We start from the raw sequence: 23,051 nt of genomic DNA on the forward strand, positions 1-23,051 counted from the left end.
TATGGAAAATCTAATAGTGAGAGGTACTTTCTATGCAACCTATATTTGAAACACAAAGGTTAACGCTAAGACCGTTTCAATCTACAGATGCAAGTAAAGTGCAAGACCTTGCTGGGGATATAGAAGTAGCTAGAACAACCCTGTCTATTCCCCATCCCTATCCGGATGGAGCGGCTGAATCTTGGATTAGTGCCTGTAGGAGGAGTGCGGCCGAAGGGGATGGGTTTCCATTTGCTTTAATTAGTAGAGAGAGTGATGCCTTACTAGGCTGTATGAGTCTAAATATAGACAAATCGCATAAAAGAGGGGAACTTGCCTATTGGGTAGGCAAACCTTTTTGGGGGAATGGTTATGCGACTGAAGCGGCTAAGAAGCTGATTGATTTCGGATTTGAAGACCTGTCATTAAATAAAATATGGGCAGCGGCAATGACTAGAAATCCAGCTTCCTCTAACGTTATGAAAAAAGCTGGAATGAGATTTGAAGGGGAATTCAAACGGCATATTTTAAAATGGGATAAATTCGAGGATATAGTCTTCTACGGGTTAACTAGAATTGAATATGAAGATAGGAGATAAGTGGTATGATAACAACAAGGGGTTCCTAAGCCATGCTGGCTTGTGGAACCCCTCCTTTTTTAAAGTGACTCTTTAATCACCTTTTTATAGTAGAAAACAGACAGCACTGCAAAGATCGAATACAAAGCCGTGTATAAGAGCATTACCAGAATCATCGGTGTCCAAAGCTCAGTGCCGAAGAAGAACCAGCCTGACTTGACGGCAAAGTAGCTGTGAAGCAGGCCTATAACTAATGGAATCCCGAAATTGAACAATTGTTTCATCTGAATCCCTCTAAGCATATCACCCTGCGTGAATCCAAGCTTTCTTAGGATCGTATAGTTAGGCTTTTCGTTCTCACTCTCATCCATTTGTTTGAAATAAAGAATACATCCGGAGGTAATTAGGAACGTTAGCCCCAGAAAAGCAACGATAAACATGATCAGTCCCATAGTTTCCTTTTGATTTTTTTTCGTCTCCAGTTGAGAGTCACGCCGGTTGTCTTTTTCAAATTTCATGTTCTGAAAAAGATCATTCGCCTGCTCAACGCTTGACCGATCTTTCATATCGATTCCGATATTAAGAGAGGACTTTCTTTGAAGGGCTGGATCTAGATCGTTTTGTAAGCGTTCGAAGATCGTTTCGTCTACAATAGCAACGGGTAAGCCGCCACCTGTGAAAGATAATAAAATAGGTGCATCCATATTTATTTTTTCATAAGCTTGTGGAATAACCTCATGCAATCCCTTCAATTCAATGGGGCCTTTGTCTTTCATAGCAATCATATTATCCAGTGCACTACTTGTCTTTGTAAAATAGGTCTCATCCGGCGATACATCGATACCTTCAAGTGCCTTTTCACTAATCACAGGAAGGGTCATGATATCAGAGATTATACTAGAGTCCTTTGTATTTTCACCCAGAATCTTCTTCACATTTACATCTACCTGAATGACCTCGGTCTTTTTTTCTGTAAACACTAAGTTCTTCGCAGTTAATACCTCTTTAAATCGTTCGGCTTCATGGATATCGGTAAGAATAAAATCTGACGGAACGTACAGCTTCGCATTTTTCTCAGTAGAGTAGAATGAGATGTAGCTCAAGGATAATAGACCTATTGCTAGTGCCGACACCGTTGTAATGACGGTCAGTAATACGGCGTTGGATTTCATTCGGAACATAATGGAGGAGAGAGACAATACCTCTTTAATGTTCAGATACCCATTTTTCTGTTTACGAATGAGATGAAAGATAAAGCTTACGGAGCCTTTATAGAAAAGATAAGTCCCAATGATAACCGAAGCCAGAATAGTAATCATGGCTATAGATAGCTCAGTCATTGATGTTAAATCTCCACTAAATAATCGAGATGAAATCGAATAGCCAAGTATAATGAATCCAATACCAGCGATCCCGATGATCATTTCGAAGAAGGACAGCTTTTTCACGGTACCTTCTGTGGTTGAGGTCACTCGGAATAAGGACAAAATGCTTTGTCTTTTAATAAAGCTATAGTTCATCAGCATGATTAAGAGATAGATTATAAAAAATACAATCAGCGTTTGGACTAAAGCCGGAGTAGAGAAACGAAGGGAAGCAATCGCATCGACCCCAATCGTTTTAAAGAGAATCATTAGAATTAACTTTGAAACAGAAAAACCTACGGCGATTCCTAGAATTAAAGAACCGAAATACAGGATAAAGTTCTCTGCCGAAAGAATCCGGAATATTTTACCTTTGGTCATTCCAATTAACTGGAACAAGCCAATTTCCTTGCCCCGGCGTTTGATGAAGATGGTATTAGCATATAACAGGAAAATGGATACAATCCCGACCAGTAAGACCGAGGCAGCCTTAATTGCTGCGCCCCCTTTGACCGAGCCTTCTACCGCATCCATCGAGGGATCATATTGCAACGTAACAAAGGCGAAATATAAGGCCACGCTAAAGACGAGAGCAAACACATACAGGTAGTAATTTCTGATGTTTTTTCGCAGATTTCGCAGCATCAATACATTAATGCTCATTCTGCACACCACCTAATACACCTTGTGTTTTTATGATGTCGTTGAAGAAGACTTGTCTGGATTGTTCCCCTTTATTTAATTGCGTATAGATCGTACCATCCTTTATAAAAATAACTCTACTGCAATAGCTAGCTGCCACTGGATCATGGGTAACCATAACGATCGTTGCTTTTCGTCTTTGATTTAGTTCACTTAGCTTGTTTAACAAATCAGAAGCAGATTTAGAATCCAAGGCCCCTGTAGGTTCGTCAGCAAAAATGATACTCGGCTCATGAATGAAGGCCCGAGCTGCGGAGGTACGTTGTTTTTGCCCCCCAGAGATTTCATTCGGGTACTTATTTTTTAATTCTAAAATCCCCAGTTCCTTTGCGACATTCTCGAATTTCTCATTGGCAATTTTCTTAGGGGTGTTAGTAATGGATAGAGGTAACAGGATGTTCTCCTTCACCGTCAGCGTATCTAAGAGATTGTATTCTTGAAAAATAAATCCTAAATGATTTTTCCGAAACTCAGCTAATTGCTTTTCTTTCATAGTCGAAATTTCATTACCTTCGATGGTAATTGATCCATTGCTGATCTTATCTATAGAGGAGAGAACGTTAAGCAGGGTGGTTTTTCCTGAACCGGAAGATCCCATAATGCCAACAAATTCTCCTTCTTCAATAGAAATATCCAGTCCGCTCAACACGGATTGTTTGTTTAATTTGTTTCCGTAGCTTTTATGAATTTTAGTGGCTTCTAGAATTGCCATATTGATTCACTCCCTTTTTATACTCGTTCTTTTTGTATAGCCTTATTATAAAAGGCTTTGCCGTTCTTATCCTTCGATTGCCCGAACAAAATAAAAAAGCATGTGACATTGTTGTCACACGCTTGAGAGCTTCACGAATTCATTTTTAAGCGGAAAGGTTAATGTGAACGTCGTCCCTGATCCGAGCCTCGACTCAACTCCGATGATGATCAACAAGGATTGTGCTGCTTTTTTGGCTAAATATAAGCCCATACCTGTGGCGGCATTGTCGCGATGCACGGTGGTGGAAGTAAATCCTCTATCAAATATTCGAGGCAAATCCTTTGGATCTATCCCGCGCCCACCATCCTTCACCTCAAGAACGATATGCTCAGCTTGCTGATAGCTACTCACTGTAATATCTGAAGCCTCACTATATTTCACGGCGTTGGTTAGTAGTTGTCGGATAATAAAAGCCAGCCATTTGGCATCACTAAGCACTTCAGCTACTTCCAAGTTCAGTTCAAAGCCGAGTCCCTTCTGAATACACCAGGATTGCAACGTCTTAATCTCCCCGAAAATAAGCGTTTCTAAATCGATATGTTCTATATACAAATCATTCTCAATAAAGGGAATCCGCCTTTGATGGAGCTGCTGGTCCAGTAAGAGATGTATTCGCAGCCATTCATAGGTCAGATTTTTCTTCATTCCGTCATCTTCCATACGTTCAATCATTAGGTGCATCGCGGTCAAAGGGGTCTTCACCTCATGAATCCACGACAAAAGCTCGTCTTTCTCCTGCTCTAGCGTCATTTGATTATGTGAAGCAGTCTGTTTCAACCATCTGGCTTGATTGGTGATGCTCTCTTCAATCATTTTCTCAAAGGGACTTTCGGGGGAGGCGATACTGGTTAAATCCAGATCATCCTCTCGCTCCGCCAAGCTTTTATAGAATCTGGTTTCCCTGGGATAGCGAAGGATTAAGAACATTACGAACAAAAACATCGACAAGGAGACCAGATAGAGGACCGAAGAGAATGGAATCGACGGGTCCATATAGGTGACAAAGAGTATAAACAGGTTGGTAAAGAGAACAAGGAGGATCCAGCTGCTTCTTTCCAAGAGATATTTCTTAATCATAGGGTTTCCTCTTCGATAGCCATATACCCTTGTCCCACTTTCGTTTCAATGAAATTACCTAATTCAAGCTCATCCAGCTTCTTGCGCAGCCGATTTACGTTGACGGTAAGGGTGTTGTCACTAATAAAACGTTTATCATCCCACAAGCTATTGATTAATTCCTCGCGGGTGACGATTTTATTCTTTTTTTCAATAAGCAGTTTTAATATATAAATCTCGTTTTTCGTAAGCTCAATCGATCCCATTTCATTCGTCAACAGATTTCTCTCATAATCCACGGTTGCTCCGCACCATGTTTTGAGTTCAATGTTCTCTGTGTTGTAATTGTAGACGCGCCGAAGAATCGCTTGTACTTTGGCAATGAGTACATCGAAATGGAAGGGCTTTTGAATATAGTCATCGGCTCCAAGCTGCATGGACATCACCATATCCGTAGGATGATCGCGTGACGATAAGAAGATAATCGGAAGGTTGGAGTGAGAGCGAATCATTCGACACCAATGAAAGCCATCAAATTTAGGTAATTGGATGTCGATGATGACTAAATCAGGTTTGACCTCTATAAATTCCTGCGTGACATTGCTGAAATCTTGAATGCCATACACATCGTAAGACCACTGGGTAAGTCGCTCTTTGATCTCATTAAACAGCGTTGAATCGTCTTCGATTAATAATAACTTGAACAAATGCTTCACCACACTTTTAGTTAGCTTTACAGCATTTTAGATAATACATCCTGATAATGCTTGAACTCTTTGGCTTCATTTAGATTAGGGCATGCTCTTAAGGATAGCAGAGCGCTTTCGATTAAGAACGCTCTCGGTTCCTTGTTATTCATGATTTCTTCTTGGATAAAGTACAACAGCTTTAGATAATTAGTGCGGTTCGTATCACCTGGCGCGAAGGATCTCTCTATTATTTTCTTCAGGCTGATTGTCGCAAAGGATAGATCATTATTGAAAAAATCACTGTATTCCGCTGCGGGCAATAACTTGTCCACATGTTCTGGTGAGATGAGTTGAATTCCCATGTCACTTACTTCTTCAACAACCTTTTGGATAAGAGTAGTGCAATAATCAATGATTTGTTTAGAGGTGATGACTTCATTCATAGCACTGTTGATTTGCAGCATATTCTGCAGAATCCCGTTAAAAATAATGGCTCCATCCAGTAAATAAGGTTTTTTATCCGCAGGAAAAATATGAAGAAAACGTTCATATACCCAAGTTAGCAGGTTGAACTTCGTTTTCTTGATAAATGTAATTAAGTCTGGATCATTGGAGACTAAAGCATCTTCAACGAGCTGTAATAATCTATTTTTTTTATTGATTTTCATGACCAGCTGAACCTGCTCGGCAAATATCTTAATGTCAGAGGGGTCTTGACCAATGAGCATTGAATTTCGCCCTTCTTCAAGCTGAATGTGAATAGATGTGAATACAGCCTTGAAAAGATCCCCTTTGGAAGGGAAATAGTTATAAAAAGACCCTTTGGAGATCCGGCTATGATTCAAAATATCCTGAATGGAAGTAGCGTGGTACCCTTTTTCAATAAATAATTCATGTGCTTTATGAATCACTTGCTCTTTTCGTTTATTAATCATCTGAGATGCCCCTTTAAGCTGGACTCTTTGTTCCAATATAGACTAGCTTATATTTCCTCTTATTACAATTTCAATTTTAAATGAATTTTGTCTTGCCAAGCAGTAAATAAGGGAGTAATATATTCTACACTGGTTTGTAACTAGAGTTCAAATTTGAACCAATAGTATGATTATAGAATGGAGGATTCCAAAATGAAAGCAAAAGAAAATAAAGCGTCCTACGGGATATTGGCAATCCTTATGATTGGTGCATTTGTTGCTTTACTGAGTAATACCTTACTCAATATAGCTTTACCATCGATTATGAAGGATTTTGATGTCAGTGCCTCAACAGTGCAATGGCTATCTACAGGTTATATGCTCGTGAACGGGATCATGATTCCCTCGACAGCATTTTTGATTCAAAAGTATACCGCGAGACGGTTGTTCCTAATCGCCATTGGATTATTTGCGATAGGAACCTTTATCGGAGGGTTCGCACCTAGTTTCCCTGTGTTATTGATCGCCAGAATGGTTCAGGCTTCCGGGGCTGCAATCATGATGCCATTATTAATGAATGTATTATTCACTACCTTCCCACCTGAGAAACGTGGTTCAGCTATGGGGATGTTCGGGTTGGTTATGATTTTTGCACCAGCGATCGGACCTACATTATCTGGATGGATTATTCAGCACTATGAATGGCCTGTTCTATTCTTTATGATTGCCCCAATCGCTGTATTGGTGTTCATTCTGGCCTTCTTTAAATTACATGATCCTAAAAAAGATGTGGCGATTAAGATCGATTTCCTATCTGTGCTTTTATCCGCAATTGGTTTCGGGGGTCTTCTATATGGCTTCAGTTCCGCTGGGAATAAAGGATGGGATGATCCAATGGTCTACTCCGCTCTTATTATCGGGGCGATTGGATTAGTAATATTCATTATGCGCCAATTGAAGATGAAGGAGCCTATGCTGAACTTCAGAGTGTACAAATATCCGATGTTTGCGTTATCCTCAGCGATTTCGATTACGCTAAATATGGCAATGTTCTCGGCGATGATGCTGATGCCGATCTACCTGCAAAATATTAGAGGGATTTCACCACTGGATTCAGGACTTCTAATGTTGCCTGGTGCGTTAATTATGGGTGTTATGTCACCAATCACAGGTAAATTGTTCGATAAATTCGGAGGTAAAGTATTAGCACTAGTCGGTCTAGCGATCGTAGTGATTAGTACGTATTTCTTTAGTGATTTGACTGAAACGACTAAATATTCGACATTGATGATTCTATATTCTGTAAGAATGTTCGGGATCTCTATGGTGATGATGCCAGTGATGACTAATGGTCTGAATTCTATCCCAGCCAAATACACGCCGCATGGTACAGCGATGAACAGTACGATTCAGCAAGTGTCAGGGGCGATTGGCGGAGCACTGCTCGTAACCATTATGTCTAACAGTACCACTTCACATGTGAAGGATATGGTCGCTGATGCTGTAAGTAAATTAACGACTAAACCTTCGGCAGACCAATTGCTTGGTATACAAAATCAAGTTATTGCGAAAGCTACTATTGAAGGAATTAACGATGCATTTTTAGTATCTGTAGGCGTAGCGATTATTGCATTTATTCTAGCCTTCTTTATTAAAAGAGGCATTCAGCCTAAGGAAACAGCAGAAGAGAAAGTGACTGCGAAGCCAGTAGCTGCCAAGCAGGTTACAACGCATTAATCTATATTCAAAAAGGCGCTCACCTTATAGGTGATGCGCCTTTTTTTGCAAATATAAGAAAGTGTAGATTATTTATAATGATGGGTTAATCTTGGACCATCCTGAATGACTGTGATGGAATTATCGTTCGCGACATATAACCTATTTGTTAGTGGATTCAGGACAATATTTACGCCTGTTACGGAGGGGAATACCGCAATTCTTTTAAACGTGCTGGCGTTATAAACAGACATTCTGTTCTTATTGAAATTACTGACAAATAAGTGATTTGTAATCGGGTTGATGAATGTGCTGGAGGAGGAGGATAACACTCTAGTTGTGATCACCTTATTGGTATTTCCATTAAGCACAAAAAGCTTCCCTTGTTTAACCTGTTGAGCGCTAGACACGTAAACACGGTTCGTAAGCGGATTAAGGATGACCTCACTTTGTAACCGTCCAAGCTGTATATTCTTGAGGAGCTTGTTGGTTCGGCCATTGATCACGGAAAGAAAGCGGCTTAAATTATTCGCTACATAAATACGGTTGGTAATCGGATTTAATGCTGGTATGGTAATGGGGTTCTTGCCAACCTTTATAGTTGCTATCACGGTTTGTGTACTGCCGTTGATGACAGATACGGAGTTGTTTATCGTATTCGTTACATAAATGCGATTGGTACGTTTATTGATGACGATAGCGGAAGGACGGCCGCCGATGTGGATAGTGGTTCGAATACAGTTCGATCTGCCATCGATCACAGTTACGATGCCAGAGGCACTCGACACATAAATCAGGTTCGTACGAACATTAACGTTAACACTATCAGGGTTTCTGCCTACTTGGAGGGTCTTGATTACACGGTTTGTCCGTCCGCTAATTACAGATACCGTCCCATCGCGGAAGTTGGTGACGTACACACGGTTTGTTCTTGGATTGATGGCTAGCTTGAGCGGAAATCTGCCTACTTGTATGGTTGCAATGATCCGATTGGTCAGGGTGCTTAATACACCAACAGTTCCGGCTGTAGTGTTAGGATTTACGAAGTATACCCGATTGGTGATGGGATTTACCTCAATATCTCCGACAGGTACGGATGTAGGAACTGTGGTTATGATGGTGGGTAACGCCATGATATAACCCCCTCTTCAAATGACTAGATGATTCATTATATTTGGGCAAGGGCAAAAGGGTACTACATATATCGTTGCAAGATGTAACTCCTGGGTGTAGAATAATTTTCCTATATACATTTGAAATAGTGTGTAAGCGCTATATTTTAAAGGGAAATGAGATGCACTGGAGGTTGGAGGATAAGATGATGAAATCAGTGTTGTCGGATATTTTACTAACACCTGATAAGTTACAACTTCATAGCGAATTACTAGAGGAGATTGGAAAATACATTACGCAAGAGATCCTAAATCATCCGTTATTGCAAGAAGTTCGTCAGAGGGTAAGCATTATCCTTGATGGATCGACCGCACTCGGGGTGGTAGATGGGCAGTCGGATGTAGATATAATCATTATTTGTGAGGATGAGTCTTACAACCGTATTAATCATCGGTTCGAGGAAGCAGGGCTGATTCCGGAGTACAGTAGTTTTTTTATGGATTTAAGGCTTCCGAGTGGGAAGACAGGGCATTATACACTCCATAAAATATCTGATATCAAAGAAGCTTTAATGAGCGGGGATATGAAATGGCTGTGGAATGCATCAGTATCCTATATTTGCTACGATCTGCTGGATCTGAAGTCACTTTTTCATTCCTATGTTCCACTCCAGCCTGAAGTGCTAATGAAATTTCGTAAGAATTCATATATACAGCTAAGAAGCTATGCCAGAAGTCTAGATCATCCTGTAGTTCGTGGCGACGCCTTTCCCATCTTGTTCTTAGCGGTTTCCCTTTATAAAGAGGCTTTACGCTGTGCAATCACTATTGAAGGTTATCCTTATCCTTATGACAAATGGCTTGTTCCCGTAGCGCAGCAAACGGTCGTAGGTCGAAAGATTTTGGAGTGTGCAGGCGATTTTTGGAGTTATCTTAGGGAGGATGAATCCTTTGCTCCCATGTACCAGGAGGACAATAATTTTGTCAAAATGGAAAAACAATTTCGAAAGATACTTTTGGAGGAATTCCGCCTGCGGGGGATCGATGAACCTTGGTTAATAGAGTGGTGGAAGTTTATGAAGGAGTGAACGGGGTAATGATGCGACTATCCTTATGGATTACGGTAAGGTATACTGGAATGAACTTTTCAGTAAGAGGTGATTAAATGGCTGGGACAGTCTCTATATTAGGCGTTCCTTTTTCAAAATTAACACTACACGAGACAAGACTTCATCTAACAAAACATATTCAAGCCGGAGAACCGAAGCTATTTCATTTGATTACGGCGAACCCGGAAATTACGATAACAAGTCAATCGGACGAGCTGCTTCGAACCATACTCCATGAGGCAGATCTGATTACTCCTGATGGGATTGGCATTGTGCTGGCGTCGAGAAGAAAAGGTGACCCTATAACTGAACGAGTTACGGGGTATGAACTACTTCTTGAGTTGCTCGTACAAGGGAATAAGCTGGGCTGGAGCTTTTATTTCTTAGGCACGGATGAGTATACCAGCTGTAAAGCGGTTGAAAAGATTACAGAGCTATATCCGAATGTGAAAATTGCCGGAAGACATAATGGTTTTATTACTAAAGAAGAGGAACCGGCTATTGTGGCAGAGATTCAGCACGCACAGCCAGATTTCCTGATTGTCGCGATGGGGGCTCCATACTCTGACAAGTGGGTTTATAAGCATAAACAGGCGCTTTCTCAGGTTAAGGTTGTTTTTGGTGTCGGGGGAAGCTTGGATGTTATAGCGGGAAAAGTGACTCCAGCCCCTGCAATATGGAAGAAACTCAATTTGGAGTGGCTGCATCGGCTGTTATTTGCCCCTGTAGCCAAAGGACAAAAGTCGCGCTGGCGCAGACAAGCAGTTCTTCCTAAATTCGTGTATCGAGCAATGATAAGGAGATGAGGTATAGCAGTAAATAGATAGTCTTTCACGATTTCTGCAATTTGCAGAAGTAGTGAAGGACTTTTTTTTGTGGTCGCTTACAGGAAATATACCCTAAGTATTTAAGAGAAAATATTGGCTGGAACAATTCCAATATATTACTGATTGCTTTTTTAAGAATGTTGTAATAAAATATTATCAAGATAATAAATTATTATCAAAATAAATTAGACGCAAAACGAAAGGAGTGAAATGCTCACATGATAGAAGATCGCAGCTGTCTAGAGTCCTATTTTCCAATCGCTTCTTTTATTGCTTCAATTATAGGTTCAAAATGTGAGGTTGTTATTCATGATATAAGCAATCCAGAGCGTTCAATTATTTTTATTGAGAACGGATACATTAGTGGGCGTAAAGTAGGCGATAGTTCAACCGATCTCGTGCTTAAGCTGTTGAAAGATGAGTCCTACCGTGAGCAACCGTTTATTGCTAACTATAAAGCGCGTGGTTCGCAAGGTCAGGTATTTCGCTCCGCTACTTATTATATTAAAAACAGCAGCGAATTGGTCGGTATGATGTGTATTAACATTGATGTCACACATATGGAGGTTGCAGCTGAGTGGATACAAAACATTTTGCAAGGAGGATCAACACTTCCACCAGTACCGTTAATACCACAACAAGAGGTTGTAGAGAAGCAGACGGAAGAGTATTTACAAGGAAACGTAGATGATCTGCTCCAGCACATGATTGATTCGGTGCTCGGTAAAATTAATGTCCCGGCTGAGCGATTGTCCTCGCAGGAGAAGATTGAACTTGTGAAAGTACTTAACGAGCAGGGTGTGTTTCTACTTAAAGGTGGAGTTTCTCAAGTCGCTAAGTCCTTGATGATATCTGAGCCAACCGTTTATCGTTATTTGCAAAAAATTAAGTGAGAATAAACAATACTCTCAAGAGAGGAAGTGGGCTAGATGACAATAGATTTTGATAAGGTTGTTAGCCGATATGGGACCAATTGCGCGAAATGGGATGGTATGGCGCAAGTTTTGGGCAGAGAAATGATAGCGCTTTCCGTTGCGGATATGGATCTTCAAGCCCCTCCACAGGTGATAGAGCGAGTAACGGAGATGGCGAAGCATGGCATATATGGATATACCGATCCTTTTCCACCTTATTATGAGGCAGTTCAGGGATGGATTAAAAAAGCTTACGATTGGGAGGTTCCGCAAGAATGGATCGTGTTTTGCCCTCGTATTGTGCAAGCGGTTTCTCTGATCATTCAGAACTTCACTCAACCCGGTGATCAAGTGTTAATCCATACGCCAGCCTATCAGCCGGTTGCTAAATCGGTAGAACTAAATAACCGCGTATTAGTGGAAAGTCCACTTCGTGAAGTGAACGGGCGTTATGAGATCGATTTTGCTGATATGGAGTTGCGGATGCAAGCAGGGGTTAAAATTGTACTGCTCATCTCACCGCATAATCCGGTTGGACGGGTATGGACACGAGCTGAACTAGAACGAATCGTTAGCTTGTGTACAAAGTATGATGCTTATATTGTATCGGATGATATTCATGCCGATTTTATCCATGAAGGTCATGAGCATACGATAATCGGGAAGATATCGACCGAGGCTGAGCAGCGATCCTTTATCTGTACTTCCCCAGGGAAGACCTTCAATCTTGCAAGCCTTGAAATTGCTAACATCGTGATTCCGAATGACCAGTTGCGGGAGAAATTCAGACGTTGTTTACAGCAAGCGGGCTGTCATAACCCCACCTTTTTTGCAGTACCTGCATTAGAAGTGGCTTATACGGAATGCGATGAATGGCTGGAAGAATTACGAGGGTATATCACAGCCAATATCGCTTGGGTGAAAGCATATATAGCTGAATCTATGCCTGAACTTCGCGTGATCGAGTCAGAAGGAACCTATCTGTTATGGGTGGATTGTAGGGCAATCAGTACCAACGAAGCAGAGCTAAAGCAGTGGATCGAGTCGGATGCGAAGGTTAGCGTGAGCTTTGGGACAGGTTTTGGGACATCAGGTGAAGGCTTCATTCGCTTAAATATTGCGACGCCACGGCCCTTGTTGCAGGAAGCTTTTGAACGGCTGAATCGAGCTTATCCATTAAAAAAGTAAAAATAGTAAAAAACAATTGATTAATGACCTTGAAAGACCTCATTAGTAGCTTTTCTCAGATCCATATCAAGGGGGAGAATAACCATGTCCAAATCAGAAACACCAAGAGTCAAGAAACAGCCGACGATGTTCTTAGCACTATTACCGATTATTACAATGATTGTGTTACTTAGTTTAGGGTATGTGTTGTTTGAATTACCACCTGAACCACTTATCATTACCTCTGCGGTTGTTGCTGGTATTATCGCGATTATTCTTGGTTATAGCTATAACGACATACTAGAATCTATCGCTGGCAAGATCGCGAAAACGATGCCTGCCATTCTTATTCTGATCATGGTTGGTTTTATGATTGGGGCATGGATGGTTGGTGGAACGATCCCAATGATGATTTATTATGGATTGAAAATCATTAATCCACAATTTCTGCTTATCACCGCATTTATTGCGACAGCTGCCGTTTCACTTTGTACGGGCACGTCTTGGGGGTCAGCGGGAACGATCGGGGTCGCCTTTATGGGTGTTGGCGCGGGTATGGATGCGAACCTAGCAGCAGTAGCTGGTGCTGTTGTTGCAGGTGCTTATTTTGGCGATAAATTGTCACCGCTTTCAGACACAACGAATATTGCTGCGTTAGCAACAGGTGTTAATCTTTATGAGCATATTGGACATTTACTATATACCACACTTCCTTCGTTTATCGTTGCAAGCGTTGTCTTTATTATCACAGGCCTAAACACAGATGCTGCCGGTGCTATTGTTCCAGAAAAGGTTGGAACGATCATGGGAACATTAGATACCATTTACGACTTTAATCTGCTGCTATTAGTACCTGTATTAATCATCTTGTATGGTTCTATTACGAAGAAGCCGACCATACCAGTCATGCTGATCTCTTCCATGTTCGCTATGGCCAACGCACTTGTATTTCAGGGATTTACGTTGAATGATGTCGTATCTTCTGTTGTTAATGGATTTAATATTTCTATGGTTCACGTAGCTGGATTTGATTCTGCTAACATTATTGAAGATGTACCCCGTCTCCTAAATCGTGGCGGGATGAACTCCATGATGGGTACACTTCTCATTTGCTTCTGTGCAATCACGTTTGCTGGAACCATATCTCTGACGAAATCCTTGGAATTGATTGTTAATAAGCTTTTGAAGTTCGTCCATTCCACAGGTTCAATGATCGTAGCAACCATTGTTACAGGTCTTACGATGATCGGGGTTACAAGTAATGGTCAGGTATCCATCTTAATGCCAGGTGAAATGCTGCGTGAAGCATATATCCGTCGGGGCTTGCATCCGAAGAATTTGGGACGTACGATCGAGGATTCAGCGGCGATTACCGAGCCTATTCTGCCTTGGACAGCTGCAGGTGCTTATATGGCGGGAACGCTGGGTGTTGCAACGTTAGACTATTTACCTTGGGCTGTTCTCTGTTGGACAGGAATAATCTTTGCGACGATATGGGGCTTCACGGGATTTGGTATCGCGAAGTTAACGCCAGAGCAACAGGCAGAAATGCTAAAGGAATATGACGGTAAAACTAATGAACAAGTTGGATAAAGGAGTCTTTTAAAATGAAAAATATGCATAAAGAAACTGTAATAACAACGGATGCACCAGGTGCAATTGGACCTTATTCTCAAGCTGTAAAGCTTGGGAACGTCCTATATACTTCAGGACAACTCGGACTAGACCCGGTTAGTGGGACTTTTCCTGCTACGGTTGAGGAACAGACGGAACAGTCGTTGCTGAATGTCAAAGCCATACTGGAAGCGGCGCGTACAAGCATGGACCAGGTAATAAAGACGACCGTTTTCCTAAAGGATATGAATGATTTTCTTAAGGTAAATGAGATTTATGGAAGGTTTTTTGCTCAGCCATATCCTGCTCGCAGCGCAGTTGAAGTAGCACGTCTGCCTAAGGATGGGCTCGTAGAAATTGAAGTTATTGCTTATATACCATAAGTGACTAGAAAATAAGGCAGATGGCCGCCCTGAAAAGGGTGGCTTTTTTTGAGTAGTAAGTTGCGGATATAGAAAGCAAGAATTTTTATGAAAATTTAAATGAAAATATTCATGAAAATGTAACAGTAAGTATAACTAATTACTAAAAAACCTTCACAAAACAGCATCCTTGCGTTATCATAAATGTGAAAACATTCACAAAGGGGCGTTATAAAGATGAAGAAGACAACAAGTACTGCTCTCATTCTCATTCTCTCTGTCATGCTCGTAATCGCAGGCTGCGGTAACAGTAATAGCAACAGCGCAGGTAATAGTAATGGCAATGAGAACAAAAGTAAGGTAAATGAGACGGCCAAAAATGATAAAGCTGAAGCCGTATCAGGTGCATCAGAAGCTAGTTACACACCACTGGATCAATTAAAAGATAATTATGATATCGTTATTGTCGGTGCTGGTGGTGCGGGAATGTCTGCTGCACTGGAAGCTAAGGCTAAGGGCTTGAATCCGGTTATTTTAGAAAAAATGCCGGTTGCAGGTGGGAATACAAGTAAATCCTCCTCAGGGATGAACGCTTCCCAAACGAAATTTCAAAAAGAGCAAAGCATTGAAGATAGCAATGATAAGTTTTATGAAGAGACGCTAAAAGGCGGTCATGACACGAATGATAAAGAGATGCTTCGTTTCTTCGTTGACAATTCCGCAAGTGCGATCGATTGGTTGGATTCGATCGGAATCAAGCTGAACAATATTACAATCACAGGCGGCATGAGCGAAAAACGCACCCACCGTCCAGAAGATGGATCTGCGGTAGGCCAATACCTTGTCAAAGGATTGGTTAGAAACGTACAAGAAAAAGAAATTCCACTGTTTGTGAACGCGGATGTTAAAGAAATTACTCAAAAAGACGGTAAGGCTAACGGCGTCAAAGTACTCTTTAATCAAGCTGATGAAAAAACCATTACAGCGAAGGCAGTTGTTGTAACAACAGGTGGTTTTGGATCCAACATGGATATGATATCAAAAGTTAGACCTGATCTGGAAGGATACGTTACGACTAACCAAATCGGTAGTACAGGCGACGGCATCAAGATGATCGAGGCACTTGGCGGAACTACTGTCGATATGGATCAAATTCAAGTTCACCCAACAGTTCAACAAGATAAATCTTATCTGATCGGGGAAGCCGTTCGCGGTGAAGGATCTATCCTCGTGAACAGCGAAGGCACACGGTTTGTAAATGAATTGACTACACGTGATAAAGTTACCGAAGCGATCAATGCACTTCCTGAAAAAGCGGCAACGCTTGTCTTTGATTCCGGCGTCAAATCACGCGTGAAAGCAATTGAACAATATGACAAAATGGGCTTCGTAATCCAAGCGGATACCATCGAAGCATTGGCGAAAGAAATCGGTGTTCCAGCCGATAAGCTAAAAGCGACACTTGATACTTGGAACAGCGCAGTAAAGAACAAGAACGATGCTGAATTCGGCAGAACAACAGGGATGGACAACGATTTGTCCGTTGGTCCTTACTACGCTATTAAGATCGCCCCAGGGATTCACTACACCATGGGCGGCGTGAAGATCAATACGAATACAGAGGTATTAAATAAAGACGGCGCTGCTATTCCTGGCCTGTATGCGGCTGGTGAAGTTACAGGTGGATTGCATGGTCAAAACCGGATCGGCGGTAACTCTGTAGCAGAAATCATTATTTTCGGCCGTCAAGCAGGGATTAAATCTGCTGAGTTTGTACAAGCACAATAAGATTTAACTGCTAATCTGGATCAAACAAAGAACCGCTTGGGCTAATTGAAGCCCGGGCGGTTTTTTGTTTGATCTCACGTTAAAAGTGAGTGGAGTGACCTCTATTCAAAAAGCTACTTCCCGCTCTTAGCCTGTTCTTCGCGCATCCACTGTGACAGCTGGCGTTTGAGCTTAAGGAATTCCGGGGAATCCGTAATCTCATCGCGGCGTGGCCGTGGAAATGGCACGTCAACAGTATGTAGGATGGAGCCGGGGCGGCCCGAGAATACATAAATACGATTCGAGAGCAGCAACGCTTCTTCGATGTTGTGGGTGATGAACAGCACAGAGCGGCGATTCTCCTCCCACAGTTCGAGCAGCCAACGCTGCATTTCACTGCGAGTTAGGGCATCCAATGCGCTGAAAGGCTCATCGAGCAGCATCAACTCCTGCGGAGCTAGCAATGCTCTGAGAAAAGCCGCACGCTGCTGCATCCCCCCAGACAGCATATGCGGGTAAGCCTGTTCAAACCCGCTCAAGCCAACCTTTTCGAGCCACTGGCGCGCTTCTTCACGAGCTCCATCCTGCAGAGCACCTTTGATTTCCCCGGCGAGCAGCACATTATCCTCAATCGTACGCCAAGGGAAAAGCGCGGGCTGCTGCGGCATATAACTGATTTCACCACGTTGACCTGTAACGACCTTGCCGTTCATGAGGATCGTTCCTGCATCAGGCTTCACTAGTCCGCCGATCATATGGAATAAGGTGCTTTTTCCGCAGCCGGAAGGACCGACGATCGAAACGAACTCTTGCTGCTCTACCTTAAGAGAGACGTTGTTCAGCACGTTCGTCTCGCGGCGGCGATGGGTGAAGGACTTGGAGATGCCGCTTACTTCTAGAGCAGGTGGTGCAGTATGAGCTTCAGGAGAGCTTATGATTTCAGTTGTTCTTTGCCCTATTTGCGTCGCTTGAGACATACAGGCATCTTCCTTTCTATGAGTTACGGCGCGGTTTCCAGCGAACTAACCATTTTTCGAGCAAGGCGATAATCGCAAAAAGTACAAGACTAAGGAGCACAATAATAACAATAGCGACAAACATCCGATCCGTACGGTAAGCCGATTTTTGCAGGAGCATATAGTAGCCAATCCCTTTATCCGCGCCAATCCATTCAGCGACCACGGCTCCCATAACCGCATAGGTAGCTGATATTTTCACACCGGAAAATAGTGCCGGTATAGAAGACGGAAGCTCCAGCTTGGTGAAGATTTGCCACTTGCTTGCGCCCGCCATTTTCATATAATTCATCATGACCTGATCACTTTGAGACAAGCCGCCCATTGCAGCGACAGCTACCGGGAAGAAGCATACCAGTGTAATCAGTACGATTTTGGGCAAAAGACCAAAGCCAAACCAGATGATAAGCAGTGGTCCGAGTGCGATAGAGGGAACATTTTGACTCAGAATAATTAGTGGATAAAAAGCGCGTCTAGCCCAAGGCAAAAGATGCAAAAGTAGAGCGACGATCAGGCCTACACCTGTACCAATAGGAAAACCGATTAATGTGAGTCGGAGCGTAGCCATCGTATGAGCCCAGAGACCAGAAGCATTACTGGTGGATTCGCGGGCAATATCAGCAGGACTCGGCAGAATCCAGGATTCGATATGGAATAGAGAAACAGATAACTGCCATACGGTTAAAAAGAAGACGACCGCCACAAGGGGCGGCCATATTAGCTTCCAGGTCGATCTCACGGCCGATATTTCTCCGTCAATTTATCCATGCTGATTCCGTTAGGGTTATGAGCAATTTTGATCTGTGAGATCACGCTTGGACTACCAGCTTCGATCAGCGCCTCCTGCATTTGACGAACAACCTCAAGCAGCTCGCTAAGTTCACCTTCCATCGTGGTTTCCAGCGGGTTCACCTGATGTTTAACGCCGGATTTTTGAATAACTTCAATTGCTTTATCGACGTATGGGATGGAATCCTCATTGTTTGGAGTCTTAGGAATTACTTGAATGCTGAGCAATGTGTTAGCCACAATAATCAATCCTCTCAATTTGTATAGGTAAGTTCAAAAAGCCAACTATGATAACGAAGTGATACAGGGAGCGGATTCGACATCGAATCTTGAACGAACTTGGGAAGTCCGGTCTACTCCGCCGGTAAAAAATCATTCGTGAATGCACTAGCTGCATCCAGCGGTTTGTCCAGCAGCTTCAAATCATACATCCAGTCGCCGTAATTCTGCCAGACCTCGGTTTTTTGCTCTCCCCAGCGGGGGGCGTCGTCTTTATATTTCGGGCTAAGCCATTTTTGGCTGGCTAGGACAAGCTCGGCATCAAGGTCAGGCACAGCTTTGGATAATGTAGCGGCAGCCTCTTCTGGATGATCAATCGCATATTGATAACCCTTCGATGTGGCTTTCAGGAAAGCCTTCACCAAATCTGGATTCTCAGAAATCTGCTTCTCGCTCGTGGTCAGCACAGGGGTGTAATAATCGAGCTGAGGCGCATAATCCTTCAAGTACAGCATATCCAGAGGCTCTCCACGCAGTTCGGCTTCAATACCGGTCCAAGCGTAGAAGATCCAAGCGAAATCAATGTCACGTTTGACTGCGGTAAAATAGTCAGCTTCACCAATACTAATTAGCTTCACCTTTTTCACATCGCCACCAACAGGGTCCATGATCGCCTTCATGGCTGCTTCCTCGGCGGGAGAGCCCCAGCCTCCGTAAGTTTTACCCTCAAAATCTTTTGGCGATTTAATATTGCGATCCACTGGAGCGGCGAATCCCGACGTATTATGTTGAATAATGGCTGCAATCGAGACAAGGGGAACGCCTTGTAGACGAGCTAGAGTCAATCCTTCCTGAGCGCTGATCCCAAAAGCAGCTTCCCCAGAAGTAACCATGGTATCGGAGCCTGCTGCGCCAGGTTGAACGATTTCTACATCCAGACCTTCTTCCGCGTAATAACCAAGATCCTTGGCTACGTAAAGACCGGTATGATTCGTATTCGGTGTCCAGTCCAGTGCAACCTTAACTTTGGTAAGCTCTTTTGGAGCATTTGATCCGGTCGCTGCATTCGATTTCGCAGCAGTCCCTTTGTTTCCGGCTGTATTCCCGTTGTTGCTGCCGCATCCGGCAATCGCAAGAATGAGCATACAGATGAGGCTAAGCATGAGTGCTTTTTTGACATGCATGTCTTCTTCTCTCCTTTAAGGTTGCCAGATCCCGTCATCCAACATGAACCATAAAGTGTAGTATGTACATTTCTTCTACATCTTTTGTGATCTACACAAAAAAAGCGCCCCGAGTGATCGGGACGCTGGCTTGGCGCAAGGTTAGTGAAGGTCACAGGGACCAAAACCAATTGGCAATTCCTACGCTGGCATTATCCAGATCAGGTATAAGGGTCAGTATCTTGTGGGATACAATCTCAGCCGGCCAATTCCAGCACCCCTGGTTCTATGAAGTTAACGGGTATTTCCACTTGAAATATAAGAAAGTTTAGGTTTTGCACCTATGCTTTATAGCTTATATTTCTTGCATACGCTGTATTATAGACGGCTGTTCTCGGAATGTCTAGTAGCATGATCCTAAATTTTTCAAATCTCTTAGTCCGTTTTCATTCATCCAGATCTTTATGTTTCTTGCGATGACGCCGCTTAAGCTCAGTAACCAGAGCACCTAGTGTAAGGACAACACTGATCATTATCCCGCTCATTATCACGAAGAGAGCAAGAAACTCAAAGGGGGAATAGCTAACCATTTTACTCCACTGAATCTTTCCATCCAGATCGTCAATGACTTGATTCATGCCATAAATCCCACTTACCACCGTAAATACAGTGAGGATCATCAGCAGATTATCCCGGCGCTTCGACTGGAATTTATCTTGATACTGAAACAGGTCAGTCAAGGTTTCTTTTACTTCCTCGAATAGAGCGTCGTTCCCGTATACTTTACGCAGCTGAAGAAAAATCTCCCGTCCTTGCGACTGTGAGATTAGCTCTAAGAAATAAAACTTTGCCGAGAATTTATTAATCGAGTAGATTAAATTATCGATCTCATCATAATCGTGGTTTATGCGTAGTCGGGAATGCATATTTGCCAGCTTTAGCAGAACGATTTTGTGGAAAATATTGAGTAGAAATCCGTAATAGTATTGCCCGTACATCTGGTCGGCCAGGCTAATGGCGATCTTTGGTTCAGCTCGGGTAAGGCAGCAAAAGGTCTGCTCATTCATCATATAATACGTGTCTGGGCCCCATCGATTATAGGAATGCTCATGACAATAATTCGCAATATACGCTGGATCGCTGGCACTGGCATAGGGCTTGCCGTTCAGATCAATTCCATCAAGCTGAGAGGCGCGATAGCGGATATTTACACTAATCTCATCAGAATCTCCTTCATTCTGAAAGCCATAAAAGGCTTGCACCTGCATTCTTTCATCTACGAAAAAGGGAAGGGTTTCGAAATAAGCCCCATTGATATCCGAGTGATCCAGAAAAGGCTCCAGTCCATCCACCAGATTTCGGAAGACAAAATCCTCTACCATCTCATAGGTCTGTTCTCCGCAATGGATATAGGTGTAATCATCCTGTGCGAAGGTATTCTCAAGCGTCCGGAAGCGGTCCGCGAATTCCAGTGCAATACTAAAGGGAATCGAATCCCCCTCAAGCTGGACACGCATGGTCACAAATCCAAGCTGAAAAGGACATATGAATATATCCGTCGAGAGAATTTTAAAAAATATAGACTGCTGAGGAATCTCTAGGATACAGTCCAGATCATTGACTCTGGAAAAGCGGCGGAAAGAGTCCACATCCTTCTTGCGTGGAAAAAGAATGTGTGCAGCAAACGGTAAATAGGTACGCTCCAGCCGTTCATGGGAAACACAGTAGCCTTCTCCGTAATAGGCATTTTCTAGCTCTTTATTATCCAGAAAAAAACGTGTGAAGCCATCATCCTGCAATTGTTGGATGAGCTTCTTAGAATCACCCTTTTTTATTGAAAAGGGAAAAATAAACTGCATAAGCGCAGTATGTAATAAAGGTTCAGTTGAAAGCTTATCCATTCATCGTCCATCCTTGTGCTCAGAATATGCTTATAGATGACATTACCCTAAAAAGATTAGGTTGATACCATGCTAACATTCTAAATACTGGAACTCTTTCTTTGTACTGCTTGCCTGGATTGGAATCTCCATGCGGCAATGCTCAGCAAAAACAGGAAGGCGGCAAAGCTGGCAAGTACCCCAGCAGTTTGTGCTACTTTTAAATGGTCCATAGACCAGCCCATAAATAGGGGCAGCAGAGCTCCACCGACACCTCCAGCAGCGATCATTATGCTGGGTGTTGATTCTTCGGCTCCTGGCAGCATCTTGCTGGAGAAGACTAAAGCTATGGAGAAAATACCGGACATAAATAGCCCAAGTAGCATAATTACGATGAATGCAGCTAATCGATTTTCTGTGAACGGAAAAAGAGCCAACAGTAACAAGGTCAGTAAACAGCTACATAAAATGTATACACGGTAAGAAATTTTCTCTGCAATCACTCCAGCAAACAATCTTCCCGTAGACATAGCTAGCCAAAAGAAAGTGACTGTCAGCGCCGCCGCAGATTCTGTCATTCCTAGCTTGGCGATAAAGATGGCGGGCATAAAGTTGACCAGACTCATCTCCGTACCTACATAGAGAAAGAAGAAAAGAATGAAGATACCCAGCAGAATCCATTGTTTCCCTTTATACGGAAGCTGTGTGCTGGACTGCGAGGAATGCGGGGATGCTGAGACTTTGCGAGGTGCTCGCTCGTCTAGTATACGTTGCAGATTCCCGAAATGGCCTCTTCCCCAGAGAATGAGGGAAAGTAATGAGAAGCAAGCGACAATTAGAAATGTCAATCTCCATGCTCCGGTAGCAATGAGCGGACTGGCGATAAGAGGCATTAGGAGTGCCCCTACCCCAAAAAGGACTTCAAGTCGGCTCATCGCGATCGCGGTTCCTTCTGTCACAGCTCCGATAATGATGGTGCCGATGACGGCTTCGATCATACCGAAACCAAAGCCAGCCGCAACAGCAATGACATACATCCATCCCCAAGGTGGCAGAAAAGCATATGCAATTTCAGCAGTCAGGAGAAGAGCGGTGGCGATAATGATGCCTCCTCGTTTGCCAAAACGGCGATTGAGTAGGGGAGAGACAAGCACACCAGCCAGAAAACCAGCGAATTGACTAAAGATTAATTGCCCGCCGGCACTGTAATTTTGGTCATAATGCTGTAACAGAACGGGAAGAATAGATCCCAGTACGACATGAGCAAGTCCAATGACAAAGTAGGAAAGACAGCCGATCCAAATCAGTTTTTTCACGAAGTAAGCCCCTTATATTGAATGTAGTTTATGGAGTAAGGTCG

General features: G+C 42.9%; 21 protein-coding genes and 1 riboswitch. Of the genes, 9 read left to right on the top strand and 12 right to left on the bottom strand.

Annotated elements, in window-relative coordinates; all coding sequences use genetic code 11:
- The first annotated feature begins 32 nt into the window (after positions 1 to 32).
- Positions 33 to 578 carry a GNAT family N-acetyltransferase gene (locus CA600_RS07835; RefSeq protein WP_094869675.1) on the top strand — a complete coding sequence of 182 codons (546 nt, stop codon included), beginning with the start codon at positions 33 to 35 and terminating at the stop codon, positions 576 to 578.
- A 59-nt stretch (positions 579 to 637) separates the two neighbouring features.
- On the opposite strand, the gene CA600_RS07840 is transcribed toward CA600_RS07835, so the two are convergent.
- The 5 genes from CA600_RS07840 to CA600_RS07860 form a co-directional block, all read right to left on the bottom strand.
- Entirely contained in the window at positions 638 to 2,584 is a 1,947-nt protein-coding gene (locus CA600_RS07840) for an ABC transporter permease (RefSeq protein WP_094869676.1), read from the bottom strand.
- A complete protein-coding gene (locus CA600_RS07845; protein ID WP_094869677.1) occupies positions 2,574 to 3,335 on the bottom strand; it encodes an ABC transporter ATP-binding protein in 762 nt (253 codons plus the stop codon). The genes CA600_RS07840 and CA600_RS07845 overlap by 11 nt, the downstream gene beginning before the upstream one ends.
- Positions 3,336 to 3,449: 114 nt before the next feature.
- Positions 3,450 to 4,454, bottom strand: a complete 1,005-nt coding sequence (locus tag CA600_RS07850) for a sensor histidine kinase (protein ID WP_094869678.1) — start codon at positions 4,452 to 4,454, stop codon at positions 3,450 to 3,452.
- Complete coding sequence (locus tag CA600_RS07855; protein WP_094869713.1) at positions 4,451 to 5,140, bottom strand: response regulator transcription factor; 690 nt, start codon at positions 5,138 to 5,140, stop codon at positions 4,451 to 4,453. The genes CA600_RS07850 and CA600_RS07855 overlap by 4 nt, the downstream gene beginning before the upstream one ends.
- A gap of 26 nt (positions 5,141 to 5,166) precedes the next feature.
- Positions 5,167 to 6,057, bottom strand: coding sequence for a TetR/AcrR family transcriptional regulator (locus CA600_RS07860; protein WP_256989781.1), 891 nt, complete (start codon positions 6,055 to 6,057; stop codon positions 5,167 to 5,169).
- 192 nt (positions 6,058 to 6,249) lie between these two features.
- Between CA600_RS07860 and CA600_RS07865 the strand changes: the two genes are divergently transcribed.
- Entirely contained in the window at positions 6,250 to 7,773 is a 1,524-nt protein-coding gene (locus CA600_RS07865) for a DHA2 family efflux MFS transporter permease subunit (RefSeq protein ID WP_094869679.1), read from the top strand.
- A gap of 68 nt (positions 7,774 to 7,841) precedes the next feature.
- Here the strand turns inward: CA600_RS07865 and CA600_RS07870 are convergent, their stop codons facing one another.
- Positions 7,842 to 8,885, bottom strand: coding sequence for a YncE family protein (locus CA600_RS07870; protein WP_094869680.1), 1,044 nt, complete (start codon positions 8,883 to 8,885; stop codon positions 7,842 to 7,844).
- A gap of 185 nt (positions 8,886 to 9,070) precedes the next feature.
- On the opposite strand from CA600_RS07870, the gene CA600_RS07875 reads away from it, so the two are divergent.
- The 7 genes from CA600_RS07875 (at position 9,071) to CA600_RS07905 (ending at position 16,645) form a co-directional block, all read left to right on the top strand.
- Complete coding sequence (locus tag CA600_RS07875) at positions 9,071 to 9,952, top strand: nucleotidyltransferase domain-containing protein (protein ID WP_179281565.1); 882 nt, start codon at positions 9,071 to 9,073, stop codon at positions 9,950 to 9,952.
- Between the two features lie 77 nt (positions 9,953 to 10,029).
- Positions 10,030 to 10,779 (top strand): WecB/TagA/CpsF family glycosyltransferase, encoded by a 750-nt coding sequence (locus tag CA600_RS07880; protein WP_094869682.1) that lies wholly within the window; start codon positions 10,030 to 10,032, stop codon positions 10,777 to 10,779.
- Between the two features lie 239 nt (positions 10,780 to 11,018).
- Positions 11,019 to 11,693, top strand: coding sequence for a helix-turn-helix transcriptional regulator (locus CA600_RS07885; protein WP_094869683.1), 675 nt, complete (start codon positions 11,019 to 11,021; stop codon positions 11,691 to 11,693).
- A gap of 36 nt (positions 11,694 to 11,729) precedes the next feature.
- Positions 11,730 to 12,902, top strand: a complete 1,173-nt coding sequence (locus CA600_RS07890) for a MalY/PatB family protein (RefSeq protein ID WP_094869684.1) — start codon at positions 11,730 to 11,732, stop codon at positions 12,900 to 12,902.
- An 84-nt stretch (positions 12,903 to 12,986) separates the two neighbouring features.
- A complete protein-coding gene (gene nhaC, locus CA600_RS07895) occupies positions 12,987 to 14,474 on the top strand; it encodes a Na+/H+ antiporter NhaC (RefSeq protein ID WP_094869685.1) in 1,488 nt (495 codons plus the stop codon).
- Between the two features lie 14 nt (positions 14,475 to 14,488).
- Entirely contained in the window at positions 14,489 to 14,878 is a 390-nt protein-coding gene (locus CA600_RS07900) for a RidA family protein (protein WP_373455877.1), read from the top strand.
- 216 nt (positions 14,879 to 15,094) lie between these two features.
- Entirely contained in the window at positions 15,095 to 16,645 is a 1,551-nt protein-coding gene (locus tag CA600_RS07905) for a flavocytochrome c (RefSeq protein ID WP_094869686.1), read from the top strand.
- A 113-nt stretch (positions 16,646 to 16,758) separates the two neighbouring features.
- Here the strand turns inward: CA600_RS07905 and CA600_RS07910 are convergent, their stop codons facing one another.
- From CA600_RS07910 to CA600_RS07935, 6 genes are all read right to left on the bottom strand, one after another.
- A complete protein-coding gene (locus CA600_RS07910; protein WP_094869687.1) occupies positions 16,759 to 17,601 on the bottom strand; it encodes an ABC transporter ATP-binding protein in 843 nt (280 codons plus the stop codon).
- Between the two features lie 16 nt (positions 17,602 to 17,617).
- Positions 17,618 to 18,379 (bottom strand): ABC transporter permease, encoded by a 762-nt coding sequence (locus tag CA600_RS07915; protein WP_076300092.1) that lies wholly within the window; start codon positions 18,377 to 18,379, stop codon positions 17,618 to 17,620.
- Complete coding sequence (locus CA600_RS07920; protein WP_036682688.1) at positions 18,376 to 18,669, bottom strand: thiamine-binding protein; 294 nt, start codon at positions 18,667 to 18,669, stop codon at positions 18,376 to 18,378. Before CA600_RS07920 ends, CA600_RS07915 begins: the two co-directional genes overlap by 4 nt.
- Before the next feature lie 113 nt (positions 18,670 to 18,782).
- Positions 18,783 to 19,832 carry an ABC transporter substrate-binding protein gene (locus tag CA600_RS07925; RefSeq protein ID WP_179281566.1) on the bottom strand — a complete coding sequence of 350 codons (1,050 nt, stop codon included), beginning with the start codon at positions 19,830 to 19,832 and terminating at the stop codon, positions 18,783 to 18,785.
- A 160-nt stretch (positions 19,833 to 19,992) separates the two neighbouring features.
- A riboswitch (TPP riboswitch) is annotated at positions 19,993 to 20,103 on the bottom strand.
- 154 nt (positions 20,104 to 20,257) lie between these two features.
- On the bottom strand, positions 20,258 to 21,712 hold the full coding sequence (locus tag CA600_RS07930) for a hypothetical protein (protein ID WP_094869688.1): 1,455 nt from the start codon (positions 21,710 to 21,712) through the stop codon (positions 20,258 to 20,260).
- 80 nt (positions 21,713 to 21,792) lie between these two features.
- Positions 21,793 to 23,007 (bottom strand): MFS transporter, encoded by a 1,215-nt coding sequence (locus CA600_RS07935; RefSeq protein ID WP_094869689.1) that lies wholly within the window; start codon positions 23,005 to 23,007, stop codon positions 21,793 to 21,795.
- Positions 23,008 to 23,051 lie beyond the last annotated feature (44 nt).

Origin of the sequence: Paenibacillus sp. VTT E-133280, from assembly GCF_002264385.1 — a bacterium.
GTDB classification, from domain to species: Bacteria; Bacillota; Bacilli; order Paenibacillales; family Paenibacillaceae; genus Paenibacillus_AQ; species Paenibacillus_AQ nitricinens.

Coding starts and splice junctions, on each gene's coding strand:
- CA600_RS07890 (WP_094869684.1), top strand. CDS start 11,730: ATGACAATAGATTTTGATAAGGTTGTTAGCCGATATGGGACCAATTGC.
- CA600_RS07900 (WP_373455877.1), top strand. CDS start 14,489: ATGAAAAATATGCATAAAGAAACTGTAATAACAACGGATGCACCAGGT.
- CA600_RS07905 (WP_094869686.1), top strand. CDS start 15,095: ATGAAGAAGACAACAAGTACTGCTCTCATTCTCATTCTCTCTGTCATG.
- CA600_RS07885 (WP_094869683.1), top strand. CDS start 11,019: ATGATAGAAGATCGCAGCTGTCTAGAGTCCTATTTTCCAATCGCTTCT.
- CA600_RS07835 (WP_094869675.1), top strand. CDS start 33: ATGCAACCTATATTTGAAACACAAAGGTTAACGCTAAGACCGTTTCAA.
- CA600_RS07840 (WP_094869676.1), bottom strand. CDS start 2,584: ATGAGCATTAATGTATTGATGCTGCGAAATCTGCGAAAAAACATCAGA.
- CA600_RS07925 (WP_179281566.1), bottom strand. CDS start 19,832: ATGCATGTCAAAAAAGCACTCATGCTTAGCCTCATCTGTATGCTCATT.
- CA600_RS07850 (WP_094869678.1), bottom strand. CDS start 4,454: ATGATTAAGAAATATCTCTTGGAAAGAAGCAGCTGGATCCTCCTTGTT.
- CA600_RS07930 (WP_094869688.1), bottom strand. CDS start 21,712: ATGGATAAGCTTTCAACTGAACCTTTATTACATACTGCGCTTATGCAG.
- CA600_RS07870 (WP_094869680.1), bottom strand. CDS start 8,885: ATGGCGTTACCCACCATCATAACCACAGTTCCTACATCCGTACCTGTC.
- CA600_RS07875 (WP_179281565.1), top strand. CDS start 9,071: ATGATGAAATCAGTGTTGTCGGATATTTTACTAACACCTGATAAGTTA.
- nhaC (WP_094869685.1), top strand. CDS start 12,987: ATGTCCAAATCAGAAACACCAAGAGTCAAGAAACAGCCGACGATGTTC.
- CA600_RS07910 (WP_094869687.1), bottom strand. CDS start 17,601: ATGTCTCAAGCGACGCAAATAGGGCAAAGAACAACTGAAATCATAAGC.
- CA600_RS07845 (WP_094869677.1), bottom strand. CDS start 3,335: ATGGCAATTCTAGAAGCCACTAAAATTCATAAAAGCTACGGAAACAAA.
- CA600_RS07860 (WP_256989781.1), bottom strand. CDS start 6,057: ATGATTAATAAACGAAAAGAGCAAGTGATTCATAAAGCACATGAATTA.
- CA600_RS07865 (WP_094869679.1), top strand. CDS start 6,250: ATGAAAGCAAAAGAAAATAAAGCGTCCTACGGGATATTGGCAATCCTT.
- CA600_RS07880 (WP_094869682.1), top strand. CDS start 10,030: ATGGCTGGGACAGTCTCTATATTAGGCGTTCCTTTTTCAAAATTAACA.